21 protein-coding genes are annotated in these 24712 nt (G+C 60.6%); 11 read left to right on the plus strand and 10 right to left on the minus strand.

The features are described from left to right. Nucleotides 1-270: 270 nt before the first annotated feature. From purM to HRH33_RS19595, 7 genes are all read left to right on the plus strand, one after another. Nucleotides 271-1329 (plus strand): phosphoribosylformylglycinamidine cyclo-ligase, encoded by a 1059-nt coding sequence (gene purM, locus HRH33_RS19565; protein ID WP_034138890.1) that lies wholly within the window; start codon nucleotides 271-273, stop codon nucleotides 1327-1329. Then, the gene (gene purN, locus HRH33_RS19570) at nucleotides 1329-1979 is read left to right on the plus strand and encodes a phosphoribosylglycinamide formyltransferase (protein WP_034099598.1); all 651 of its coding nucleotides are present in this window, start codon (nucleotides 1329-1331) and stop codon (nucleotides 1977-1979) included. Before purM ends, purN begins: the two co-directional genes overlap by 1 nt. Nucleotides 1980-1987: 8 nt before the next feature. Continuing rightward, nucleotides 1988-2701 carry a DUF3108 domain-containing protein gene (locus HRH33_RS19575; RefSeq protein WP_034138891.1) on the plus strand — a complete coding sequence of 238 codons (714 nt, stop codon included), beginning with the start codon at nucleotides 1988-1990 and terminating at the stop codon, nucleotides 2699-2701. A gap of 275 nt (nucleotides 2702-2976) precedes the next feature. Further along, on the plus strand, nucleotides 2977-3165 hold the full coding sequence (locus HRH33_RS19580; protein WP_034099600.1) for a hypothetical protein: 189 nt from the start codon (nucleotides 2977-2979) through the stop codon (nucleotides 3163-3165). A 371-nt stretch (nucleotides 3166-3536) separates the two neighbouring features. Next, a complete protein-coding gene (locus HRH33_RS19585) occupies nucleotides 3537-5462 on the plus strand; it encodes an IucA/IucC family protein (protein WP_167416893.1) in 1926 nt (641 codons plus the stop codon). After that, nucleotides 5452-6678 (plus strand): MFS transporter, encoded by a 1227-nt coding sequence (locus tag HRH33_RS19590; RefSeq protein ID WP_167416892.1) that lies wholly within the window; start codon nucleotides 5452-5454, stop codon nucleotides 6676-6678. Before HRH33_RS19585 ends, HRH33_RS19590 begins: the two co-directional genes overlap by 11 nt. Then, nucleotides 6675-8795 carry a TonB-dependent receptor gene (locus HRH33_RS19595; RefSeq protein WP_167416891.1) on the plus strand — a complete coding sequence of 707 codons (2121 nt, stop codon included), beginning with the start codon at nucleotides 6675-6677 and terminating at the stop codon, nucleotides 8793-8795. Before HRH33_RS19590 ends, HRH33_RS19595 begins: the two co-directional genes overlap by 4 nt. Before the next feature lie 87 nt (nucleotides 8796-8882). Here the strand turns inward: HRH33_RS19595 and HRH33_RS19600 are convergent, their stop codons facing one another. The 7 genes from HRH33_RS19600 to HRH33_RS19630 form a co-directional block, all read right to left on the minus strand. Then, entirely contained in the window at nucleotides 8883-9428 is a 546-nt protein-coding gene (locus tag HRH33_RS19600) for a DUF2058 domain-containing protein (protein WP_034099601.1), read from the minus strand. Nucleotides 9429-9453: 25 nt separating this feature from the next. Further along, nucleotides 9454-10287, minus strand: coding sequence for a nucleoside triphosphate pyrophosphohydrolase (mazG, locus tag HRH33_RS19605; RefSeq protein WP_034099603.1), 834 nt, complete (start codon nucleotides 10285-10287; stop codon nucleotides 9454-9456). 8 nt (nucleotides 10288-10295) lie between these two features. Next, nucleotides 10296-12542 (minus strand): GTP diphosphokinase, encoded by a 2247-nt coding sequence (relA, locus tag HRH33_RS19610; RefSeq protein WP_034099604.1) that lies wholly within the window; start codon nucleotides 12540-12542, stop codon nucleotides 10296-10298. Between the two features lie 139 nt (nucleotides 12543-12681). Next, complete coding sequence (rlmD, locus tag HRH33_RS19615; RefSeq protein WP_167416890.1) at nucleotides 12682-14034, minus strand: 23S rRNA (uracil(1939)-C(5))-methyltransferase RlmD; 1353 nt, start codon at nucleotides 14032-14034, stop codon at nucleotides 12682-12684. Next, a complete protein-coding gene (gene cysM, locus HRH33_RS19620) occupies nucleotides 14034-14936 on the minus strand; it encodes a cysteine synthase CysM (protein WP_034099607.1) in 903 nt (300 codons plus the stop codon). Before cysM ends, rlmD begins: the two co-directional genes overlap by 1 nt. 185 nt (nucleotides 14937-15121) lie before the next feature. After that, complete coding sequence (locus tag HRH33_RS19625) at nucleotides 15122-15727, minus strand: tRNA-uridine aminocarboxypropyltransferase (protein WP_167416889.1); 606 nt, start codon at nucleotides 15725-15727, stop codon at nucleotides 15122-15124. A gap of 7 nt (nucleotides 15728-15734) precedes the next feature. Beyond that, nucleotides 15735-16628 carry a LysR family transcriptional regulator gene (locus tag HRH33_RS19630; RefSeq protein ID WP_034099609.1) on the minus strand — a complete coding sequence of 298 codons (894 nt, stop codon included), beginning with the start codon at nucleotides 16626-16628 and terminating at the stop codon, nucleotides 15735-15737. Nucleotides 16629-16777: 149 nt separating this feature from the next. Between HRH33_RS19630 and speB the strand changes: the two genes are divergently transcribed. Genes speB through HRH33_RS19650 form a run of 4 tightly spaced genes read left to right on the plus strand, consistent with a single transcriptional unit; the run spans nucleotide 16778 to nucleotide 21075 of the window. Then, nucleotides 16778-17728: an agmatinase gene (gene speB / locus HRH33_RS19635; protein WP_034099610.1), complete on the plus strand. Its 951-nt coding sequence runs from the start codon at nucleotides 16778-16780 to the stop codon at nucleotides 17726-17728. Beyond that, the gene (locus HRH33_RS19640; protein WP_167416888.1) at nucleotides 17728-18150 is read left to right on the plus strand and encodes a YybH family protein; all 423 of its coding nucleotides are present in this window, start codon (nucleotides 17728-17730) and stop codon (nucleotides 18148-18150) included. The genes speB and HRH33_RS19640 overlap by 1 nt, the downstream gene beginning before the upstream one ends. A gap of 21 nt (nucleotides 18151-18171) precedes the next feature. Further along, the gene (locus HRH33_RS19645) at nucleotides 18172-19668 is read left to right on the plus strand and encodes a purine-cytosine permease family protein (protein WP_167416887.1); all 1497 of its coding nucleotides are present in this window, start codon (nucleotides 18172-18174) and stop codon (nucleotides 19666-19668) included. Nucleotides 19669-19692: 24 nt separating this feature from the next. Next, nucleotides 19693-21075, plus strand: coding sequence for a sodium:solute symporter family protein (locus HRH33_RS19650; RefSeq protein ID WP_034138900.1), 1383 nt, complete (start codon nucleotides 19693-19695; stop codon nucleotides 21073-21075). Between the two features lie 52 nt (nucleotides 21076-21127). Here the strand turns inward: HRH33_RS19650 and HRH33_RS19655 are convergent, their stop codons facing one another. The 3 genes from HRH33_RS19655 to ptrR form a co-directional block, all read right to left on the minus strand. Further along, entirely contained in the window at nucleotides 21128-23230 is a 2103-nt protein-coding gene (locus HRH33_RS19655) for an FAD-dependent oxidoreductase (RefSeq protein ID WP_167416886.1), read from the minus strand. 220 nt (nucleotides 23231-23450) lie between these two features. Further along, the gene (locus tag HRH33_RS26535; protein WP_003193089.1) at nucleotides 23451-23573 is read right to left on the minus strand and encodes a PA1414 family protein; all 123 of its coding nucleotides are present in this window, start codon (nucleotides 23571-23573) and stop codon (nucleotides 23451-23453) included. A gap of 159 nt (nucleotides 23574-23732) precedes the next feature. Then, nucleotides 23733-24626, minus strand: a complete 894-nt coding sequence (gene ptrR, locus HRH33_RS19660; protein ID WP_167416885.1) for a putrescine utilization regulator PtrR — start codon at nucleotides 24624-24626, stop codon at nucleotides 23733-23735. Nucleotides 24627-24712 lie beyond the last annotated feature (86 nt).

The following is a 24712-nucleotide window of genomic DNA, read 5'->3' on the forward strand; positions in this document are numbered from 1 at the left end:
ACATTCACGGGGTCTCGGTAAGTTTTCGTACTGTCACAGTACTAGCGGGTTCAAGGCTATACCTTAATAGGCGCTGAAGCCGAGTCGATTAGCATTTTTTTAATCGCCTTTTTTAGCCGATATGGCCCTGCCCGTCGGCCCGAGGATGGCCGCTGCCCCTCAAGCCTGATAAAATCGCGCGCCTTCGCAGACCGTCAACGGCTGGGCCTTTTTACAAAAGCCCCCGCCCGCTCGGTCGTTACCCAGAAATCCCCCCTAAAGGCCTGGATCATGAGCAAGCAACCCTCCCTGAGCTACAAGGACGCCGGTGTAGACATCGACGCCGGTGAAGCATTGGTCGAACGCATCAAGAGCGTCGCCAAGCGCACTGCGCGCCCCGAAGTCATGGGCGGCCTGGGCGGTTTTGGCGCCCTCTGCGAGATCCCGGCCGGCTACAAGCAGCCAGTCCTGGTGTCCGGCACCGACGGCGTGGGCACCAAGCTGCGCCTGGCCCTGAACCTGAACAAGCACGACAGCATCGGCATCGACCTGGTGGCCATGTGCGTCAACGACCTGGTGGTATGTGGCGCCGAGCCGCTGTTCTTCCTCGACTACTACGCCACCGGCAAGCTGAACGTGGACACCGCCGCACAAGTGGTTACCGGTATCGGCGCTGGCTGCGAACTGTCGGGTTGCTCCCTGGTAGGCGGCGAAACCGCTGAAATGCCCGGCATGTACGAAGGCGAAGACTACGACCTGGCCGGCTTCTGCGTCGGCGTTGTAGAAAAAGCCGACATCATCGACGGCTCCAAAGTGGCCGCCGGTGATGCCCTGCTCGCCCTGCCATCCTCCGGGCCGCACTCCAACGGCTACTCGCTGATCCGCAAAATCATCGAAGTGTCGGGTGCCGACATCGAAAACACCCAGCTCGACGGCAAGCCACTGACCGACCTGCTGATGGCGCCGACCCGCATCTACGTCAAGCCGTTGCTCAAGCTGATCAAGGACACCGGCGCCGTGAAGGCCATGGCCCACATCACCGGTGGCGGCCTGCTGGACAACATCCCGCGCGTCCTGCCAAAAGGCGCTCAGGCTATTGTCGACGTCGCCAGCTGGCAGCGTCCTGCGGTGTTCGATTGGTTGCAAGAACAAGGCAACGTCAACGAAACCGAAATGCACCGTGTGCTGAACTGCGGCGTGGGCATGGTCATCTGCGTGGCGCAGGAACATGTGGAAACCGCGCTGAACGTATTGCGCGAAGCCGGCGAGCAGCCTTGGGTCATCGGCCAGATCGCCACCGCTCCGGAAGGCGCGGCCCAGGTTGAACTGAAGAACCTTAAGGCGCACTGATGCCGGCAACCTGTGATGTCGTGGTGCTGCTCTCCGGCACCGGCAGTAACTTGCAGGCCCTGATCGACAGCACGCGCACCGGCGACAGCCCGGTGCGCATCGCTGCGGTGATCTCCAACCGCAGCGACGCCTATGGGCTGCAGCGCGCCAGGGACGCGGGAATCGAAACCCGCTCCCTGGATCACAAGGCGTTCGACGGCCGCGAGGCTTTTGATCGCGCCCTGGTGGAACTGATCGACGCCTTCGATCCCAAGCTCGTGGTACTGGCCGGTTTCATGCGCATCCTCAGCGCTGACTTCGTGCGTCATTACGCCGGGCGTCTGCTGAATATCCACCCTTCCCTGCTACCCAAATACAAGGGCATGCACACGCACCAACGTGCCATTGATGCCGGTGACCGCGAGCATGGCTGCAGCGTGCACTTCGTCACCGAGGAACTCGATGGCGGGCCTCTGGTCGTACAGGCAGTGGTTCCGGTAGAGTCGGATGACTCGGCGCAGACGCTTGCGCAACGGGTTCACACCCAGGAACACAGGATTTACCCGCTGGCGGTTCGCTGGTTTGCCGAGGGGCGGTTGATTCTCGGTGACCAGGGTGCATTATTGGACGGCCAGTTACTCGCGGCCAGCGGCCACTTGATTCGAACCTAGGAGATTTTATGCGTCGTGCCTTGCTCTTCGCTTTTGCGCTGTTCGCCTTGCCTGCGGTGCAAGCGGCAGACCTTCATCCCTTCTCCGTAAGCTACACCGCCGACTGGAAACAGTTGCCCATGAGTGGTTCGGCCGAACGCAGCCTGACCAAGAATAGCGACGGCACGTGGACCTTGAACTTCAAGGCTTCCATGATGATTGCCAGCCTGACCGAAACCAGCGTAATCCTGTTTGATAAGGACAGCCTGCAACCGAAGAGCTACACCTTCGAACGCGGCGGCCTGGGCAAAGCCAAGAAAATCAACCTGGACTTCGATCAGGCAGCCAAGAAAGTCACCGGTTTCGAAAACAAAGATGCCGTGAATGTGCCCCTGCAAAGCGGCATGCTCGATAAGTCTACCTACCAGTTGGCCTTGCAGCGCGATGTCGCGGCCGGCAAAAAGAGCATGAGCTACAACGTGGTGGAAGGCACCGATGTCGACACTTACGACTTCCGCGTGATCGGCCCGGAAAAGGTCCAGACCAAGGTCGGCTCCATCGACGCCATCAAGGTCGAGCGGGTACGTGATCCGACGCAAAGCAAGCGCATCACACAGATGTGGTTTGCCAAGGACCAGGGCGGCATTCTGGTAGCCCTGCGCCAGGTCGAGACCGACGGCAAGGAATACAACATCATGCTGCAAGACGGCACCGTTGACGGTAACGCGGTCAAAGGCAGTTGATCGATCGATACGACTGAAAGCCTCGCGAATGCGGGGCTTTTTTTCGCCTGTTTTTCTCGCTCGCACAGGGTGCAGCAAGCCCTTTCACATGAAACTTTTGTCATCAAACCCACGGCTCTGCGGCGCAATGTCGCGGTTTACGGGGCCTGCAGCACTGTTGCGTTTCATGCAATGAATTGTTGCAGGCAAAAGCGGTTTACTTAGCAAGCTAACAAAACATATAACAAAGGCCTGCGACGACTTGCCGCAGATCCACCAGAGATTGGAGCAAGCAGATGACTGTAAAAGTAACTGAACGCGACGATGCACATATGTCCCATGAAGCGTTGGGCCATGGGATTCACATCTGGGATGTACACCAACAAGACCTGCTGGTCGGCATGTTTCATAACGAAAGCGACGCTCAGAACTATAAGAACGAGCTTGAAATGCTTGAGATGAGACGCCAGGCAGAAAGCGCCTGAAGCGCTGATAGTGCGCAGGCGCTGCGTCCACGACACGGAGCACCTGCGAAACAAAACCCCGCCTTCGAGCGGGGTTTTGCGTGGTCAAGACGGTACTTTTTAAATCACCGTAAGAAACCAGACACGTCTTACAAAAGTTGCATCTGCGTACTACGGGCTGCGTTGAAAACCCTGAACGGGCCCATTCCAGAGCCTCCCAAGCCCGCCTTCCCGCCTCCAAAGCGACACAATTGCCTTGAGACACCCCGCCCCAGCCAAGCGCGAATAAACGTGGGCGCCTATTCGAGTAACAAAAAATAGACATTTGATAATGGTTCTCGATACTATCGCGCCGCCTTCGACTCAGTACCCAGGATAAGGAATTCGACTTGATGTACGGAAACAGCATGACGCCTGAATCGTCCCTGCTCGCACGTTGGAGCGAAGCACTGGCCACTTCGCCCTTCCAGGCGAATCACATCACCCTCGAAGACCTTGCCGACACCTTGCAACCCGCCGCTGAACGTAGCTTCCAACGGCTGCTCCAGGCACTGCTGCGCGAAGCGCTGCTGGCTCCCGACACCTGTACCTACGACGATCATGGCCATTGCTGGCTGGTGTTGCCGGACCAGTCGCGCCTGTGCTTCGAGCATCTGCGTCCAGGCCGTATGGCCAGCTGGGACCTGCGCGGGCGCGTCGTGCATGTGCGCGAGGGTCAGCCGGCGCTCAAACTGCAATTCCCCTCGCAATTGCTGACGCTGCTCAACAGTACGCTTCAAACCCCTGCCGCGCCGGATGTACTGAATCGTCTGAACACTGAAATCGACGACAGCTTCGTGAACGACACGCTGTGCCTGGCCTTCCACGCGCATTGGACGCTGAAGCTTCAGGCCTCCATGCCAGCTGCCCACGCGGGCAACCTGCTCAGCTATCTCAAGCAGGACCCACAGGTCGCCAACCCGACCTGCGTGTTGGAGCAATGGGGCACACTGGGCCATCCCTGGCACCCCAACTACAAAACTAAACTGGGCTTGAGCACCGAGCAGGTGATCGCGTTCTCGCCGGAGTTCGAAGCGCGCTTCCCGGTGTTGCTGTGCGCCTTGCACCGTCAATACGCACACGTTGAAACGCTGGCCGGTTCTGCGGATTACTGGCCGTGGTGGCAACAGCATTTTCCCCAGGCCGCCCGGGAATTGGCCGACGTGCTGACCGCGCAAGGCCTTGCACCCGCCGACTATCTACCGCTGCCCGCTCACCCCTGGCAGGCTCGCCAGGAGTTGCCACAGCTGTTCGCCAATGAGATCAGCGATCGGCTGCTGGTACTCACCGAGATTGTCACGTTTACAGCCCACCCCACCATGTCTTTTCGCACCGTATTGCCGGACGGCCGCTGCGATGCACCGATGGTCAAGCTGCCAGTCTCGCTGCGCCTGACCAGCGTGCAGCGTACCGTTTCACCACGTTCGGCGCGTATGGGACCGCGTATCAGCGAGCTATTGTTGAGCATTCTTTCCCGTGAGCCGGGTATCTCCAAGCGGCTTAGCATCGTACCGGAGCGAATCGGCGTGCACTTCAAGCCGCAACCGGCCAACGACGAACATTCCCGTCACCTCGCCGTGCTGTACCGCGATAACCCGCTGAGCCAGCTGCAATCGGGGGAAATGGCTGTGCCGGTCGGCAGCCTGTTCGCCCTCGACCAGCACGGCGAACCGCTGCTGCGACACTGGGTACGCCTGAGCCAGGGCCGGGACGATGCCCAAGGCATGCGCGCGTTTTTCCGTGATTACGCCGCGATCACGGTGCCGGCGCTGTTGGGCATGTACCTGCGCTACGGCGTCGCGTTCGAGGCCCATCAGCAGAATTCCTTTATGGTCATGAGCGACGACGGGCAACTGAGCCGCCTGTTGCTGCGCGACTTCGGCGATATCCGTATCGACCGCAAGACCTTGCATGCCCAGGGTCTGGACATTGAGCTGCACGACCCGAAAATGACCTTGTATGACGACGCCAGCTTTGTACGCGACAAGTTGCTGCACACGGTTTTCATGTGTCATTTGGGCGAGCTGGTACTGCTCAGCGCGCGTCATTTCGAAATGCCCGAGGCGCAGCTGTGGGATGAACTGTCAGCCCAGGTCAGCCAGTGTTTCGACGCGCTGCGCGACCAGGTCGAGCCCCAACGCTGGCGGACCGAACGCGCCGCACTGCTGGAGCAGGCATGGCCGGCCAAATCGTTTATGCGCATGCGCCTGTTGGAAAGTCACGCCGATATTGTCGGGCGGCTGCCCAACCCGCTGAGTGCCGCCGCCAATGAGCTCTGACCGTACGGCGTTGCGGTTGCTGGTGATGATTCAGTTGGTGTCGATGGGCGCCATGGAAATGAGCGGGCCTTTCTGGCCGTTGCAAATCCAGAAACTGCTCGGCGTTGCCAATGCTCATTACACTGGGCTGCTGTCAGCTCTGGTGTACGCCGGGCCGATGATGGCGGCGATGCTCCTGACACCGATGTGGGGCCGCCTGGGTGACCGCACCGGTCACAAGCCGATGATCCTGCGCGCGCTACTGGCGCTGGCGGTGTGCCAGGCGCTGGCAGCGATCGCACAGGATCCTTGGTTGCTGGTGGCAATCAGGGTCGTGCAAGGCGCGTTGGCGGGCTTTATCGCAGCGGCCCAGGCCTACGCTCTGGCGTGCTGCGGCGACGGCGGACGCGGGCACATCCTAGCGCGGCTGCAATCGGCGACCGCCGTGGGTTCCCTGGCAGGCCCGGTATTGGGCGGCTGGCTGATGGACGTCTCGGGTTTCGCCCTGCTGTGCTACAGCGCCACTGCGGTCTGCCTGCTCTGCGCAGCGCTCAGCCTGTGGCTGCCCAGCGATGCACCGCGCGCACGACCGGCGCGCAACGCGACCCGCACCGCGCTGCCCAAGGGCTGGCTCGGCGCGATGCTTGGCATCATCGTGTTGATCCAGGCAGCCAAAATGATGCCGCAGCCGTTCTACGCGCTGTACGTGGCCGATGTGCTGCACGCGCCGGCGTGGTTGATTGGCGCCAGCTATGCCGCCAGCGCGCTCACCCTGGCGCTTTCCGCGCCGCTGTGGGGTCGCCTGTTCGACCGGCACCCACCGGCGCATACGCTGCGCATCATCGAATGGGTCACATGGGCCTGCGCCCTGACGCTGGCATTCACCGCCATGGCCAGCGAGTGGCTGGGGTTCCTCGCCAGTCGGTTGCTGTGGGGCGTATGGCAAGGCGCATTGCTGCCTGTGGCTTATACGTTGATCGCCAGCACCGTGCCCTCCAGCCAGCAAGGGTTTGCCCTTGGACTGGGTAATAGCGCCGCCAAGGCCGGCGCGCTGTGTGGCGCGTTGATCGGCGGTATCGGCATGGGGATGGTGGGCCTGGCGCACAGCTTCTGGCTGGTCGCGCTCACCTATGCCGTGGCGGCCGTGGGCATCCGGGGGATCCGCGGGCTGGCGCGCGCGCCTGAGCCGTCCGATTTTTCTGTCAATACTTCTAATAACTCAAAGGCAAGGTCATGAACAAAACACACTTGGCACTTCTACTGCCCTTCCTCGGCTCACTCAGCAATGCTGCCTGGGCCGATACCGCGGAGCAAACCCAGGAAGCTCCCACTAACCTGCAGTTGCAGGCAACCGTGGTCTCGGCCACGCGCAATGAAACCAGCATCGCGGCGATCCCGGGTTCGGTGCAGGTCATCGACGAAGCCCAGATCCGCCAGCAAACGGGCGCCGGGCGCCGGGTCGCGGACATCCTCGGGCAGTTGGTGCCGGGCATCGCCCCTTCCAGCGGCGGAATGAGTAACTTCGGCCAGACCCTGCGCGGGCGCAATACGCTGATCCTGATCGACGGCGTGTCCCAGAACGCCACGCGCGACAACTTCCGCCAGCTCAACAGCGTGGCGCCGGAGAGCATCGAGCGCATCGAAGTAATTTCCGGCGCCAGCAGTGTCTACGGTGCGGGTGCCTCCGGCGGCATCATCAACATCATCACCAAGCGCAACAAAGGTGAGGACCTGGCGTTCAGCAGCAAGATCGGCATGACCTCCGGCAACAATTTCAACCATAAAGGCTTTGCCTACGAGGCATTCCAGAGCGCCACCGGCCGCCAGGGCCCGGTGGATTGGTATGTGTCGGCCAATACCGTGCAACGCAACGACCAGTTCGACGGCAACGGCAAGCGCATCCCCCAGGACACGTCCCAGGGCAGCAACATGGACACCGACACCTACGACCTACAAGGCCGTTTCGGCTACGAGTTGGATGACGATAAAAAGATCAGCCTGTCGCTGCAGGACTACAAGGACGAACAAGATACCCGCTACACCAAGAACCCACGCATCACCAGCGCTGCTGTTGCGGTCAAAGGCCTGGACCTGGACGACCAGCCGTCCACCCATAACCAGGCCGTCAACCTCAACTACACCGACCGGGACTTCTACGGTCAGGGCCTGCAGGTGGAAAGTTACTGGCGCCGCGCCGACGCGCTGTTCTTCCCGGACCTGTCTCGGGGCCGCGCCGGGGTGTCGGACAATAACAGCGTGCAGGACGTGTACGGCCTACGTGCCGCCATCGACACGCAAATGCCGGACATCGGCCGCGCCACCGGCAACCTGGTGTGGGGCGCGGATTACGATCACGAGACATCCCGCCAACGCGGTGACCAGTACCGGGTCAATGGCCTGACCTATACCAAGACCGGCACTACCTTCGAGTTGGGCCCGGACATCCAGACCACTACCAAAGCCATCTTCGGGCAGCTGTCCTACGACATTGATGACTGGACCCTACGCGGTGGTGTGCGCCGCGAATGGATCGAAAGCGACGTGGACGACAGCATCGCCTACGGCGAAATCGTGCAGACCGGCAATCGCGCGACGCTGCCGGGGGGCACCCTCAAGTATGACGACACCCTCTACAACCTCGGCGCGGTGTACCACCTGAGCGAAAACCAGGATGTGTTCGTCAACTTCAGCCAGGGGTTTTCCCTGCCGGATATCCAGCGTTTCCTGCGTGATGTGAGCAGTCGATACGATATCCAGAACCTTAATGCCCAGGCGCTGAAAGTCGACAGCTACGAGCTGGGCTGGCGTGGCAATTGGGACAAGTGGCTGGCCAATGTCACCGCGTATGAAAACACCTCGGACGTCACACAGTTCTACGATGCCAACGACCGCGTGCTGCGCCTGGTCAGCCAGAAAGAACGCGTGCGCGGTATCGAAACCAGCCTGACGTATAACGTTACCGATGAGTGGTCAGTCGGCGGAACCTACGCCTACGCCAAGGGCGAGACGCGCCAGAACGGCCAATGGATCGACCTTCCGGCCACGCGCATCGCGCCAGCCAAGACTACCGCCTTTATCGGCTATGACCGCGGCGACTACAGCCTGCGCCTGCAAGGTATGCGCCTGGCCGACTACGACGTCGCGTTCAAGGACAATAACGGTCGCGATATCAAGGGCTATACGTTGGCCGATCTGCTGGGATCGGTGCGGTTGCCGGTGGGGCGCCTCGAAGGCGCGGTCTACAACCTGACTAATCGCAACTACCAGAACATGTTTGCCCAGGCAAATGCGCGCGCGCCCTATCCGAACGCAGAGGGGCGCACCTTCAGCTTGAGTTACGCCGTGGATTGGTGAGGGAAACTCCCCTCGTAGAAGCGCTTCAACAAGAAAAACAAACCCCGCCATTGAGCGGGGTTTGTTATTCGCAGCACGATGCGCCGCTTACCACATCAGGTCGTCAGGGATCTGGTAAGCCGCGTATGGATCATCCTCGTCCGGCACCTGGCTCTCGGTGAGGATATTGAGCTGTACGATGCGCTCGGGTGCGCGCTCCTGGATCTTCAACGCGGCCTCCCGTGGGATCACTTCGTAACCGCCGCCGTGATGCACGATCGCCAGGGAGCCGTTGCTCAGTTTGTTGCGCATCAACGTGTTGACCGACAGGCGCTTGACCTTCTTGTCATCCACGAAGTTGTAGTAGTCCTCGGTGGTCAGCTTGGGCAGACGCGAGGTTTCGATCAGTTGCTTGACCTGGGCCGCACGGGCCTTGGCCTCGGCTTTTTCCTGCTGCTGGCGGTTCAGTTCCTGGTCGCGCTTGATCTTTTCGGCCTTGGCCTCAAGGGCCAGGCGCGCCTGGGTGTCATCGGCTTCGGCCTGGCCTTTGTGGACCAGACGTTGCTGCTTCTGTTTCTCTTTGCCGACCTGCTTGGCCTGCTTTTGATTGACCAGACCTGCTTTGAGCAACTGGTCGCGAAGGGAAAGGCTCATGGTGCTTACTCACTTAGGCAACTGCTCAACCGCAGCTGGACACGTTCTTTTCCTGACGTTTGGCTTCGCCCCACAGGGCGTCCAACTCTTCGAGGGTGCAATCTTCCATGGGACGCTGGGTCTCGCGCAATGCCTGTTCGATAAATCGGAAGCGTCGTTCGAATTTGGCATTGGCGCCACGCAGCGCGGTTTCGGGGTCGACCTTGAGGTGACGGGCCAGGTTGACCGCCGCGAACAGCAGGTCGCCGACTTCATCGGCAATGGCCGCCGGGTCGTTATCGGCCATGGCTTCGAGGACTTCATCCAACTCTTCGCGCACGTTGTCCACCACCGGCAAGGCCGATGGCCAGTCGAAACCGACCTGGCTGGCGCGTTTCTGCAACTTGGCGGCACGGGACAGGGACGGCAAGGCGCTGGGCACATCGTCGAGCAGTGAAAGTTGCTGCGGTGCGTCGGACTTTTCCGCGCGCTCCTCGGCCTTGATCTGCTCCCAGCGTTCCTTGACGTGTTCTTCGCTGAGTCGCGGGACATCCAGCGGCGCATACAGATCGCCGGTCGGGAACACATGGGGGTGACGCCGAATCAGCTTGCGAGTAATGCTGTCGACCACCCCGGCAAATTCAAAGCGCCCTTCTTCCCGCGCCAGCTGGCTGTAATACACCACCTGAAAGAGCAAATCGCCGAGCTCGCCCTGCAAGTGATCGAAGTCGCCACGCTCGATGGCATCGGCCACCTCGTAGGCTTCTTCGAGGGTGTGCGGGACGATGCTCGCGTAGGTTTGCTTGATGTCCCACGGGCACCCGTATTGCGGGTCCCGCAGGCGATTCATCAGGTGCAGCAGGTCTTCGAGGCTGTACATCGGGCTACTCATGATGGCGTGCGATTACGCCGCGTCTCGATGATGTTCGGCAACTGGGAAATCCGCCCCAGCAACCGCCCCAGCGCATCCAGCCCGGGAATCTCGATGGTCAGTGACATCAACGCGGTGTTGTCCTCTTTATTCGAGCGGGTGTTGACCGCCAACACGTTGATCCGCTCGTTGAGCAACACTTGCGAGACGTCGCGCAGCAACCCCGAACGGTCGTAGGCGCGGATGATGATGTCCACCGGATAGGTGAGCACCGGTACCGGCCCCCAACTGACCTGAATGATGCGCTCCGGCTCACGCCCGGCCAGCTGCAACACCGAAGCGCAGTCCTGACGGTGAATGCTCACGCCACGACCCTGGGTGATGTAGCCGACGATGGCATCGCCCGGCAGCGGCTGGCAGCAACCGGCCATCTGCGTCATCAGGTTGCCCACGCCCTGGATCTGAATATCGCCGCGCTTGCCAGGTTTGTAGCCGGTGGCTTTGCGTGGGATCAGTTCCAGTTGTTCGTTGCCGCGCTCCGGCTCCACCAGTTGCTGGGCCAGGTTGACCAACTGCGCAAGGCGCAGGTCGCCGGCACCGAGGGCGGCGAACATGTCCTCGGCAATCTTCATATTGGCCTTTTCGGCCAGTTTGTCGAAGTCCACCTGAGGCAGCCCCAGGCGCGCCAGTTCGCGTTCGATCAGGGTCTTGCCGGCGGCGACGTTCTGGTCGCGGGCCTGCAGTTTGAACCAGTGGACGATCTTGGCCCGCGCCCGCGATGTGGTGATGTAACCCAGGTTCGGGTTCAGCCAGTCGCGGCTGGGGGTGCCGTGTTTGCTGGTGATGATCTCGACCTGTTCACCGGTCTGCAAGCTGTAGTTGAGCGGCACGATGCGCCCGTTGATCTTGGCGCCCCGGCAGTTGTGGCCAATCTCGGTGTGCACGCGGTAGGCGAAGTCCAACGGCGTGGCCCCCTTGGGCAAGTCGATGGCGTGGCCGTCCGGGGTAAAGATGTAGACCCGGTCCGGTTCGATATCGACCCGCAGTTGTTCGGCCAGGCCGCCGATGTCGCCGAGTTCTTCGTGCCATTCCAGCACTTGGCGCAGCCAGGAGATTTTCTCCTCGTACTGATTGGAGCCAGCCTTGACGTCGGTGCCCTTGTAGCGCCAGTGCGCACACACCCCCAGCTCTGCCTCTTCGTGCATGGCATGGGTGCGGATCTGCACTTCCAGGACCTTGCCCTCGGGGCCGATCACCGCAGTGTGCAGCGAGCGGTAGCCGTTTTCCTTGGGGTTGGCAATGTAGTCGTCGAATTCCTTGGGAATGTGCCGCCACAGGGTGTGGACGATGCCCAGCGCGGTGTAGCAGTCGCGCATTTCCGGCACCAGCACGCGCACCGCACGCACGTCGTAGATCTGGCTAAAAGCCAGGCCCTTGCGCTGCATTTTGCGCCAGATGGAATAGATGTGTTTGGCGCGGCCACTGATATCAGCCTCGACCCCGGTGGCCTGCAGCTCGGAACGCAGTTGGTTCATCACATCGGTGATGAAGCGCTCGCGATCCAGCCTGCGCTCGTGCAAGAGCGTGGCGATCTGTTTGTATTGATCGGGCTCCAGGTAGCGGAAGGACAGGTCCTCCAACTCCCACTTGATATGGCCGATACCCAGGCGGTGCGCCAGGGGCGCGTAGATATCGAAGACCTCGCGGGCGACGCGGTTGCGTTTCTCGTCGTCGGCGTTCTTGACCGCACGGATCGCACAGGTGCGTTCGGCCAGCTTGATCAGGGCCACGCGCACATCGTCGACCATCGCCACCAGCATCTTGCGCAGGTTCTCGACCTGGCCCTGGGTACCCAGCACCATGGACTGGCGCGGGCTGAGGCTGGCACTGATGGCGGCCATGCGCAGCACGCCGTCGATCAGTTTGGCCACCACCGCACCGAAGCGCTGGCTGACCGTTGGCAACGGAATATGCCCTTCGCGCACGCCGCGATAGAGCACGGCGGCGATCAGCGAATCCTGGTCCAGCTTGAGATCGGCGAGGATCTCGGCGATCTCAAGGCCGGTGCGAAAACTTGAAGTGCCTTCGGCCCACAGGTTCTTCGCCGCGTTGTCCTGTTGCTCAGACTCACGGGCGAACTCGCAGGCGGCCTTCAAGGCTTCACGGTCCAGTGCCGGATCGACACTGACCGCATGATCCAGCCATGCCTCGAGATTGATACTGCCGTCAGTGTTGATCGGCTGGTGTGCTCTCACCTGTACCATCTTGCTTACCTTCCCTACGACGCACCTTCGATGCGTCAAAAATCATCGCCAACCTGCTTTATCACTAAAGCTCACCCTGCAGATTCCCTGGCGGATCACGGCCCTGGAGAATGCAGGCCAGTCGGATTAAACGGGCATCCTAGCCCGCTTCAAATAACGCCATGGCCTCGACATGCGCTGTCTGCGGAAACATATCGAGGATCCCGGCACGTTTTAGCCGGTAGCCTTGCTTGACCAACTCAACCGTGTCCCGCGCCAGCGTCGCCGGGTTGCAGGACACATACACCAGACGCTTGGCCCCCAGGGTGGCGAGCTTGCGCACCACCTCCTGAGCACCGTCGCGAGGTGGGTCCAAGAGTACCGCAGAAAAGCCCTGCTTGGCCCATTCTGCGTCAGTCAAAGGCTGAGACAAATCGGCCTGAAAAAACCGCGCATTATGCAAATTGTTGCTGACGGCGTTGAGCGCCGCCCGGTCCACCATGGCCTGCACACCTTCTACCGCGACCACTTCACGCACCTGGCGCGCCAATGGCAAGGCGAAGTTGCCCAGACCGCAAAACAGATCCAGCACCCGCTCGTCGGGTTGCGGCGCCAGCCATTCCAGGGCCTGGGCCACCATCGCCTCATTGACCCCGGCGTTGACCTGAACAAAATCCCCTGGCCGATACGCCAGCTCCAGATCCCAGGCTTCCAAGCCAAATCCCAGGGTCAGATCGGGCTCCACCGGTGCCGGTTGCCCCTCCCCCTGGAGCCACAATTGAGCGTTATGGAACGCGCAGAATTCTTTCAACACCAGCAGGTCCGCTTCGGACAACGGCGCCATATGCCGCAACAACACAGCGATGGACGACCCGCTGAACAACTCCACATGCCCCAGGGCTTGAGGTTTGCTCAAGCGGCGCAGCATGTTCGGCAGGCGCTGCATGATCGATTGCAAGGCCTGTACCAGCACCGGGCATTCATCGATGGCAACAATGTCCTGGCTAGCCACCGCGCGAAAACCCACTTCAAGGGTCTTGGCCTTGGCGTCCCAGCGCACGGCCACGCGGGCGCGGCGACGGTAGCCGAATTCCGGGCCACTCAACGGCGCCGCCCATTCCGACGGCTCGATACCGGCCACACGGGACAGTTGCTCGGCGAGCATGCGCTGTTTCAGGGCGAGTTGTTCGTCATGCGCCAGATGCTGCACGCTGCAGCCGCCGCAGCGGCCGAAATGCGCGCAAGGCGCAGGGCGGCGCAGTTCGCTGGCGCTGAACACCCGCTCGGTGCGGGCTTCGACCACTTTGCCGTGGGTGCCCAACACCCGCGCTTCGACCTCTTCACCGGCCAGGGCGCCATTGACGAACCACGTGCGTCCTTCGAAGAACACGATACCGCGGCCGTCGTTGGCCAGGCGCTCAATGGTCAGGCGCTGTTTCTTGCCCACGGGAATCTGTGGGGCCCGGCTGCCGCCCGTCGGTTGGAAGCGCAGGCCTCTGTCGTGCTTGGCCATCAGTTGGGTTCGTCGAAAATGCCGGTCGACAGGTAACGGTCGCCTCGGTCACAGATGATCGCGACGATCACCGCGTTTTCGACTTCTTTCGACAGCCGCAGCATGCCGGCCACCGCACCGCCGGAGGAAACGCCGCAGAAGATGCCTTCTTCACGGGCCAGGCGGCGGGTGGTGTCTTCGGCTTCGCGCTGGGCCATGTCGATGATGCGATCGACCCGCGAGGCGTTGTAGATCTTCGGCAGATAGGCCTCTGGCCAGCGGCGAATGCCGGGGATGGCCGCGCCTTCCATCGGTTGCAGGCCGACGATCTGGATCGCCGGGTTCTGCTCCTTGAGGTAACGCGAGTTGCCCATGATGGTGCCGGTGGTGCCCATGGAACTGACGAAATGGGTGATGGTGCCCTGGGTCTGGCGCCAGATTTCCGGGCCGGTGCTGGTGTAGTGCGCCTCAGGGTTATCCCCGTTGGCGAACTGGTCGAGCACCAGGCCGCGGCCTGCGGCGGCCATGCGCTCGGCGAGGTCGCGGGCACCTTCCATGCCTTCTTCCTGGGTCACCAGCACCAACTCGGCGCCATAGGCGGTCATTGCCGCCTTGCGCTCGGCGCTGCCGTTGTCGGGCATGATCAGGATCATTTTGTAACCCTTGATCGCGGCGGCCATGGCCAGGGCGATCCCGGTGTTGCCCGAGGTGGCTTCGATCAGGGTGTCACCCGGTTTGATCTGCCCGCGCAACTCGGCGCGGGTGATCATCGACAGCGCCGGGCGGTCTTTTACCGAGCCGGCCGGGTTGTTCCCTTCGAGCTTGAGCAACAGGGTATTGCTGGTTTCACCCGCCATGCGTTGCAAGCGGACCAGGGGCGTGTTGCCGACGCAATCGGCGATAGTGGGGTACTGCAAGGTCATGGCGTATTCGCAATCCAGACTGCGGGGCGCACATCATACCGGGAAAGGTCGGCGGGCCATATCACGCAAAGTGCGGTACTTATGGCTTCTGGGAATAAGCGAGGGAAATGGGCAGCTGTGAGGGCCCTATTGGGGGGCGGGCCCCTCCCACATGCGAGCGCATTTTCACGCTGCAACGCCCCCGCCTACTCCCAATGCCCGCCGCCATGATTCTTCTGGAAAACCGCCTCACCCATCGCCGCAATCTGCCCGTCGATCAATGCTTCAAAAGGTTTGAGCAGCGGCTCGAAAGAAGTGGGTGCCTCCAGCACCTGCAATGCCTGCGCGACAGCTTCCACTGTAGACAAGGCCCCAGGCCCCGGCGCCTTGCGCAGCCGATAGCGCGACACACCGCCCTCGGCCAGCGACACCCGTGGCAACGCCGCCAACAACGGATTCAGGTGCAGCAATTTACGTGCTTTTCGCCAGGTGCCGTCGGGGACCACCAGCAACAGCGGTTGGTCGTCGGGCCCATAAGCGTGCAAAGGCTGGGCGTCGTCAGCGGGAAACAACAGCCGTGCCTGATAGCCGGGAGGGTTCAACAAGGTCGGCAGATCATCGAACACCTCGCCCACCACCAGTTGCGCATTGTTCAAACCTAATGCCGCCAGGCGCGCGGTATTGAGCGCATGGTTGACCTCGCTCGGATGCTGCAACAGCAACACCCGAGTGCGGCTATCCAGACGGGGAATCAGCGCACACAAGCAATGGGCGGCGGGCCTCAGGCAACGGGAACATTGGGGTCTGGACATGCTGGTATCAGGCCTGATTGAGCTGAGCTTTAAGTAAGTCGCGGAAAGTCTGGATCAACGGTTCGCGGCTGCGGCCCCGGCGCATGATCATCGAAAACGGTGCCTGATAACCAAAAGTGGCGGGCAACAATACCCGTAGATCGCCTTTGTCGGCCCAGGCCTGGGCGTAGTGTTCCGGCAGGTAACCGATATAGGCGCCGGACAGCACCAGGATCAACTGTGCCTCCATACTTTCCACGGTCGCCGCGCTGTGTTTAAAACCATGGCGCGCCAGTTCCGCCTGGCTCCAATAGCCGCGTCCAACCATGCGCTGCTGGGTAATCACCTGTTCCGGAATACGCCGCTCGCCGAACAGCGGATGCCGCGAGCTGCAATACAGCCAGTGCTGCTCGCGGTACAGCGGCATATAGATCAACCCGCTCATGCGATTGGAAAAGGCGCCAATCGCCAAGTCCAGGCGATTGTCCTGCACGCCAAGCTGCAATTCGTAGGGACTCATGACCGACAGATGCAGGTGCACCGCCGGGTGTTCCTGGCTGTAGGCGCCGATCACTTCAGCGAACGGCAGCGCCTTGTCGCTGACCGTGGAGTCCAGCACGCCGAGCTTGAGGGTGCCGCGCAATTCCCCTTTGAGCGCGGCGGCGTACTGCTCGAAGCCTTCCAGCTCGGCCAGCAAGCGCAGGGTTTCCTGATGGAACAACTCGCCCTTGCTGGTCAGGCTGAAGCCGCCGCGCCCCCGATGACACAGCACCAGGCCGAGCGCCGATTCCAGCTGACTCATATAGGTGCTGATAGCCGATGTCGACAGGTTGAGTTCGTGCTGGGCATTGGCGAACCCCTGGTGTCGCACGACGCTGACGAAGATGCGCAGGAGTTTCAGGTCGGGCAAGGCGTTGGCCATGGTCGGCTCCGAGGGTTGAGAGCGGCAGTCTACCTGCCTGCTTTAGTTTAGAAAAATCTGAACTAAGTATTTGCCACAGCCGATTTGTCCGGCGCCGCGCTTTTCGCAGAATCGGCCCCTGACAACCAAAACAACGATGAGGCACTCCCGTGGACAAGATTTTTCACCAACCACTGGGCGGCAATGAAATGCCGCGCTTTGCCGGCATCGCCACCATGATGCGCCTGCCCCACCTGCCAACGGCCAAGGGCCTGGACGCCGCGTTTATCGGCGTGCCCTTGGACATCGGCACCTCACTGCGCGCCGGCACCCGCTTTGGGCCCCGCGAAATCCGCGCCGAATCGGTAATGATCCGCCCTTACAACATGGCCACCGGCGCCGCACCGTTCGACTCGCTGTCGGTGGCGGACATCGGTGACGTGGCAATCAACACCTTCAACCTGCTGGATGCCGTGCGCATTATCGAAGAGGCGTATCACGAGATCCTCGAACACGACGTGATCCCCTTGACCCTGGGCGGCGACCACACTATTACCCTGCCGATCCTGCGGGCGATCCACAAGAAACACGGCAAGGTCGGACTGGTGCACATCGATGCCCACGCCGACGTCAACGACCATATGTTCGGCGAGAAAATCGCCCACGGCACCACGTTCCGCCGCGCGGTGGAAGAAGGTCTGCTCGATTGCGACCGCGTGGTGCAGATCGGTCTGCGCGCGCAGGGCTACACCGCCGAAGACTTCAACTGGAGCCGCAAGCAGGGCTTTCGCGTAGTCCAGGCCGAAGAATGCTGGCACCACTCTCTCGCCCCTCTGATGGCCGAAGTGCGGGAAAAAGTCGGCGGCGGCCCGGTGTACCTGAGCTTCGACATCGACGGCATCGACCCGGCTTGGGCACCCGGCACCGGCACCCCGGAAATCGGCGGGTTGACCACCATTCAGGCGATCGAAATCATCCGCGGTTGCCAGGGCCTGGACTTGGTGGGTTGCGACCTGGTGGAAGTGTCGCCGCCCTACGACACCACCGGAAATACCTCCCTGCTGGGCGCGAATCTGCTGTACGAAATGCTCTGCGTGCTGCCGGGCGTGGCGCACCGTTGATGAGCGCGCACGAGGTGCTGCAAGCGGCCGCCGACCTGGTGGCCGCGTTCGCACGCAATGACCGCGCCGCCTACTTCGACGCATTCACCGCCGATGCCAGCTTTGTGTTTTATACCCTGCCCCAGCCGTTGCTGAGTCGCGACGCGTACCAGACGTTGTGGGACAGCTGGCGCAGGGACGAAGGATTCGAGGTGCTGTCCTGCACGTCGAGTAATGCCCACGTCAGCCTGCACGGGGATGTGGCGATTTTTATGCATGACGTGGTCACCGAATTGCGCATGCATGGGGAGCACTGCTCCAGCCAGGAACGCGAGACCATTGTGTTTATTCGGCAAGGGTCTGGCACACAACAAAAACAAGGCCTGTGGCTGGCCTGTCACGAACATTTGTCCGCTATGCCGGAAGGGCTGCCGCCCCCTTAGCCAATATGATCGGAGCTGATCATGAATAATAAAAACAACCAAAAAAGTATTCGCACCATAGAAACCAACGGGGTCGAACAGATCCCGGACCACGAACGCACCGCCAGCCCCAAGGATCTGTTCCGACTGATCTTCGGCGGTGCCAATACCTTTGCCACCGCCGTGTTGGGCTCCTTCCCCGTACTGTTCGGCCTGTCATTCCAGGCCGGTGTGTGGGCGATTGTGCTGGGTGTGCTGGTGGGCGCGCTGATCCTGGCGCCCATGGGCCTGTTCGGGCCGCTCAACGGCACCAACAACGCAGTGTCGTCCGGCGCGCACTTCGGTGTGCATGGGCGCATTGTCGGCTCGTTTCTGTCATTGCTGACGGCGATTGCCTTCTTCTCCCTGTCGGTGTGGAGTTCGGGGGATGCACTGGTCGGCGGCGCGAAACGTCTGATCGGCCTGCCGGAAACCGACCTGACCCTGGGCCTGGCCTATGGCATGTTTGCCCTGCTGGTGCTGACGGTGTGCATCTATGGCTTTCGTTTCATGCTGTGGGTCAACCGTATTGCCGTGTGGGCGGCCAGCCTGCTGTTCCTGCTGGGCATCTTTGCTTTCGCACCGACCTTCGACAGCCATTTCGCCGGCAGCTTGGCCCTCGGCCAGAGCGGCTTCTGGGCGGCCTTTATCGGCGCGGCACTGGTGGCCATGAGCAACCCGATTTCCTTCGGTGCGTTCCTGGGGGACTGGTCGCGCTACATCCCGCGCGAGACGCCGAAACTGCGCATCATGCTGGCGGTGATCGCCGCGCAGATCGCCACGCTGATTCCGTTTCTGTTCGGCCTGGCCACCGCGACCATCGTGGCGGTCAAGGCGCCGGATTACATCGCGGCCAACAACTATGTCGGCGGCCTGCTGGCGGTGGCGCCGACGTGGTTCTTCTTGCCGGTGTGCCTGATCGCGGTGATCGGCGGCATGTCCACCGGCACCACCTCGCTGTATGGCACCGGCTTGGACATGTCCAGCGTATTCCCGCGCGTGCTCTCTCGGGTCAGGGCGACATTGCTGATCGGCGTGATGTCGATTGCCTTCATCTTTATCGGACGTTTCGCCGCCAACCTGGTGCAGAGCGTGTCGACCTTCGCCGTGCTGATCATCACCTGCACCACGCCATGGATGGTGATGATGATCATCGGCCTGATCGTACGCCGCGGTTTCTATTGCCCGGATGACCTGCAAGTGTTCACCCGCGGCGAGACCGGCGGGCGTTACTGGTTCAGCCACGGCTGGAACTGGCGCGGTTTGGGGGCATGGATTCCCAGCGCGCTGGTGGGGTTGTGCTTCGTCAACCTGCCGGGGCAGTTCGTCGGGCCGCTGGGCAACCTGGCCGACGGCATCGACATCAGCCTGCCGGTGACCCTGGGGCTGGCTTCGGTGGTGTACCTGACGCTATTGCGGGTGTTCCCGGAGCCGGCGTCGGTGTATGGACCGACCGAGTCGGCCAGGGCTTTGGCCGCAACCCGCGTGCAAACCGCCTAAAACAATAATCGGAGACTCGCCGTCATGGCTTTGGATTTATTCGTCGTACTCATCTACGCCGCCGGCATGCTGGTGCTCGGCTATTACGGCATGCGCCGCGCCAAGACCCACGAAGATTACCTGGTGGCCGGCCGCAACCTGGGCCCGTCGCTGTACATGGGCACCATGGCCGCCACGGTACTGGGTGGCGCGTCCACGGTCGGCACGGTGCGCCTGGGCTATGTGCATGGCATCTCGGGCTTTTGGCTGTGCGCGGCGCTGGGCATGGGGATCATTGCGCTGAATCTGTTTCTGGCCAAGCCGCTGCTCAAGCTCAAGATCTTCACCGTCACTCAGGTGTTGGAAAAACGCTACAACCCCATGGCGCGCCAAGCCAGCGCGGTGATCATGCTGGCGTATGCGCTGATGATCGGCGTCACCTCGATCCTGGCCATCGGCACCGTGCTGCAAGTGCTGTTCGGCCTGCCGTTTTGGGTGTCGGTGCTACTGGGGGGCGGCGTGGTGGTGGTGTATTCGACCATCGGCGGCATGTGGTCGCTGACCCTTACCGACATCGTGCAGTTCGTGATCAAGACCGTCGGCCTGATGTTTATCCTGCTGCCGATCTGCCTGTACCGCGTCGGTGGCTGGGATGAACTGGTGGCCAAGCTGCCGGCGTCGAGTTTTAGCTTCACCGCGATCGGCTGGGACACGATCATCACCTACTTCATGATCTACTTCTTCGGCATCTTGATCGGCCAGGACATCTGGCAGCGGGTGTTCACCGCCCGTGATGAAAAAGTCGCGCAGTATGCCGGAACCTTCGCCGGTTTCTACTGCGTGCTCTACGGGCTGGCCTGTGCATTGATCGGCATGGCGGCCCATGTGCTGATCCCAGACTTGGACAACGTCAACAATGCCTTCGCTGCCATTGTGAAACTGTCGCTGCCGGACGGCATTCGCGGCCTGGTGATCGCTGCGGCCCTGGCGGCCATGATGTCCACCGCCAGCGCCGGCCTACTGGCCGCCTCTACCGTGCTGACCGAAGATCTGCTGCCGCGCCTGCGCGGCGGCAAGCAGTCGAGCCTGAGCCTCAACCGCTTGTTCACCCTGCTGACCGGCGCGACAGTGCTGGGCATTGCGTTGGTGGTCAACGACGTAATCAGCGCTCTGACCCTGGCCTACAACCTGCTGGTAGGCGGTATGTTGATCCCGCTGATCGGCGCAATCTTCTGGAAACGCGCCAGCACACCCGGCGCGATCGCCTCCATGGCCCTGGGCTTTGTGACGGCGCTGGTGTTCATGCTCAAGGATGGCCTGGATGCGAACACACCGATCTACTACAGCCTGGCGGTGGGGCTGGTGAGCTTTGTCGCGGTGAGCTTGCTGTCGCGCAAGCCACAAGGCGTGACAGCTCGGGCGGTGTGAGACAAAGCGGTTTCTTCAGCGGGTGCGACGTCGGAGGTCGCACCCGCTTTTTTTATTGGGCGTTCATGGCCAAAACCATAGGCGCTTTGGCTTGGATGATTTCCTGCACCAGAGAAGCCCACAGCAACCCCTGCGTGGTGCCCGCGGCATAGGTTCCGCCGGCGACAATGCGGTTGTGGGCGCAGCGGTACACGATGGATAGGCCATCTCGAGTGCCCGGTCTCGCACATTCGACAATATGCAAATCACCGGTTTCGACCGCCATTCGATAGGACTCAGGAAAGTGTCGAGAAACGGCAGCCAGGCACGCAGCAAGTATTTGCTCTTTGTATTCCAATGATGAATCAGGAGGAACCTGCCCACCGGAAACCAAAATCCAATCCTCGTCCCGGCGGCAATTCATAACGCCGATTGGCAGTTCATACTGTAATTTAAGCCCACGTATTCTTGCGCCTTCATTGGCAAAGGCGCGCAGTTTGAAAAACCAGCCGATGATTGGGAACACGGCTTGTTCCTCTACTCCCATTGCAGTAACAACAATGTGTTCTCTACTGAGCTGGGCAATTTCGGCCGCACTCAAGTGCTGGGACGTAAACTGCACACCGGAACCCTGCAACAGCACCTCTATCTCACCCATTAACTCGTTAAACTCGAGATCGTACCCTGATACCTCAATCGCATAATCAACACCGGGAACTCCAAACTCTGAGCTGAATGTTTGTTGACTGAGCATTCTGAGTTTCGATCCCGGTCTACCGCTTGGCCAAGGCCTATTTTCAATATCGCGCTGGTCGCCAATTGCTGCCTCTACGTCGCCGACGTGCTGCGTATAAGCTCGTACAACTCTTGATCGCGTGAAAGGGGCCAACGTCGGATTATCAATAAGTAGTTTTTCAAATAATTCAATACCTGCGCGATTACACTCAACAGTTAAATATTGATTTATGGGAAACAAGTATTCGTTGTGCAGCGGCTTAGCCGTGGTCTCCGTGGCTGACATATGACGCATATTCACAAGTTTATGACTGGCGCCATCGCTCGGTGACTTCCCGCCATATACCACGACACGATAATTCGCTAGACGCAACATTGCGGCTTGAAGCAGACCATTGATACCCCGCCCGATAATCGATACCTGCGGCGCATCAGCATTTACCGGATGAGAAGGAATCGTCAGTGTCTGTACTAGTTTGCGCCTTACAAGCCCACGTAAAGCCGTTAAGCTCAATTGAACACTGACCGCGTAATCTAAGTCGCAATTGCAGGCGTCTGTTGTAGCTGCCTGCGTCGTGAGCATCGGCGGTCTGAGCCAACTTGTAATGTCGCAACCGAGTTCCTGTGCGCGAACTCGGAACGAGTCAAGCGTCACAGGCCCATAGTCCAGCACAAGCTGAATATCCTCAGCCACCGCCAATGTATGCAAAGCCTCATTGCTGAATACGTCTGGTTTGGCGACACATATCAAGCGAGCCTCGCTATGCAAGCCACGTATGAGAGCTTCATTAATGCGGTGGACAGATTCTTTATTCAGCGACAAACAGACGGCGACGGCTTGAGCCCCTCTCATCGCCTCATGCCAATCCTCAAAAAATGAAACTCTTTTATCGACTGTGGTGCTTCCCAGATTGTTCTGGGCTCGACCTTTTCTTTCCAAAACCCTAATCCGAGCATCCGGGTCTTTTTTCAGCAATAACTTAACTAGTTCTTTACCGACGCTGCCGTATCCCAGCACACAGATATCCTGTGGCAAGGCCCCCTCGCCAAGCGTCAGCCAACGCACCATATACGCCGCCACATGGGGCGCGTTGACGCCCGGGGTATTGATTACTCGAATATCGTTCGCTTCGCACAAGTCCAGTCGTACTTTATCCAGGCTCGTGCCTCTACGAATCAGACACAGATCGCCAAATGGGTGGGCTGAGCGCCACCGCTCAATGATTTCGGCATCGATGACTTGGTCCGCGATAATCAACGCGGACGGCCGCAACAGTGCGATCTGCAACAGCAGTGTCTGCTTGGTCAGGGTGGGGGGAAGAAACACGACGTTGCCGGGGGCGTCGGCCTTCCAGCGTCTAGAGACAGGGGCGATGTGTAAAACCGTGTCGAGGGTGGCGATCAGTGAAGCGGCGACGGGCGGGACACATGAGAGCGTCATGGGCTTATCTCCAGCAGATTCATGTAGGCGCTGGAGATTTTTTCTACGCTGATTTTTCGGATTAACTAAGCCAGCCGAATCCGACAAACAAGTAGTCCGATTCCGATGCTCAGAGACGAACGTGTGACACAGGGCATGCTAAGACACCTGTGGTGGCAGACTTGCCCTAGCAAGCCTGCTACTACAGTTGCGAAATCCTCAATGTTCCCTCAATCGCGGCTCACCGGCGACGTGGGCGACGCTGTTCGTCATCCGTGCGAATCGGCACCGGCTGCAGCGGTGGCTCGATCAAGCCCAGGGCGACGCCGAGATCATGGAGCCAGTTTTGAATTTTCTCTTTCATGGTGGTGCCCCCTTTGAGGGTAATGCGGATCGGCGGAAGCTGAATTGCCCTACATAAAATATCGCCGCTTCCTACTGATAATAGCCCTAAGTACTACGTATTGCTTGCGGCAAAGCACAACGAACTATTACCGAATAGGTCTGAATCCTGACGGATCGCTCAAGCGATGGCGCGGGTGTCTGACAGCAACTCGGCCTTGCCTGTTTGCTGCAGGTCTATCCATGCGTTGAGGTTAGCGCCGAGCATACCCTTTCGCCACATCAACCAGGTGGTCGCAGTGGCAAATTGCCCTATCAGCGGATGAACGGACACACTGTCCCTGCCCGGCAGGCTGGCAAGCATGGATTCGGACATCAACGCCACTCCCGAACCGGCAATCACACAGGCGAGCATGCCCTGATACGACTCGATCTCAATAGCGCGCCCCATGGCCACACGATCCTGGGCAAACCAGCTTTCCAGACGCGCGCGATAAGCGCAGCTGCGGCGAAAGGTGAACACTGCGCGACCAGCCACGTCCTGAGGCCCGCGCACTGGCGCATGGTCCGCTTCACAGATCAGCACCAAGCGCTCTTCACACAACGGGATGCCATCCAAAGAGGCGATGGTCAGCGGGCCATCCACCAAGGCCGCGTCAAGGCGCCCGGTGATCAGGCCTTCAAGCAATTCGCCGCTGGGCGCCGACTGCACCTGCAAGTTCACCTGCGGATAAGCCTTGTGATAACGCGCCAGCAAGGTCGGCAGGTGAATCGCCGCGGTGCTGTACATGCTGCCCAGCACAAAATCCCCAGCCGGCTGGCCGCCTTGCACCGCGCCGTGGGCTTCGTCATGCAAGGCCAACAGGCGCGTGCTGTAGTCCAGCAGCACCTTGCCTGCCGGGGACAACTGCAAGCGTTGACGTTCGCGCACGAACAATTCGACGCCGAGCTGTTTCTCCATCTGCTTGAGGCGTGTCGACAGGTTCGACGGCACGCGGTGCAGGCGCTCGGCCGCGCGAGTGATGGAGCCCTCTTCGGCCACCGCCTGGAAGATGCGCAATTGACTGAACTCCATACCTTTCTCCAAAACTGAACAAGTTGCTCACTATTATTCATTTTTGCAGAAAGTCAATGCACCTTAGGCTGACCGTCATACGTTTC

The organism is Pseudomonas rhodesiae (assembly GCF_013285305.1).
GTDB classification, from domain to species: domain Bacteria; phylum Pseudomonadota; class Gammaproteobacteria; order Pseudomonadales; family Pseudomonadaceae; genus Aquipseudomonas; species Aquipseudomonas rhodesiae.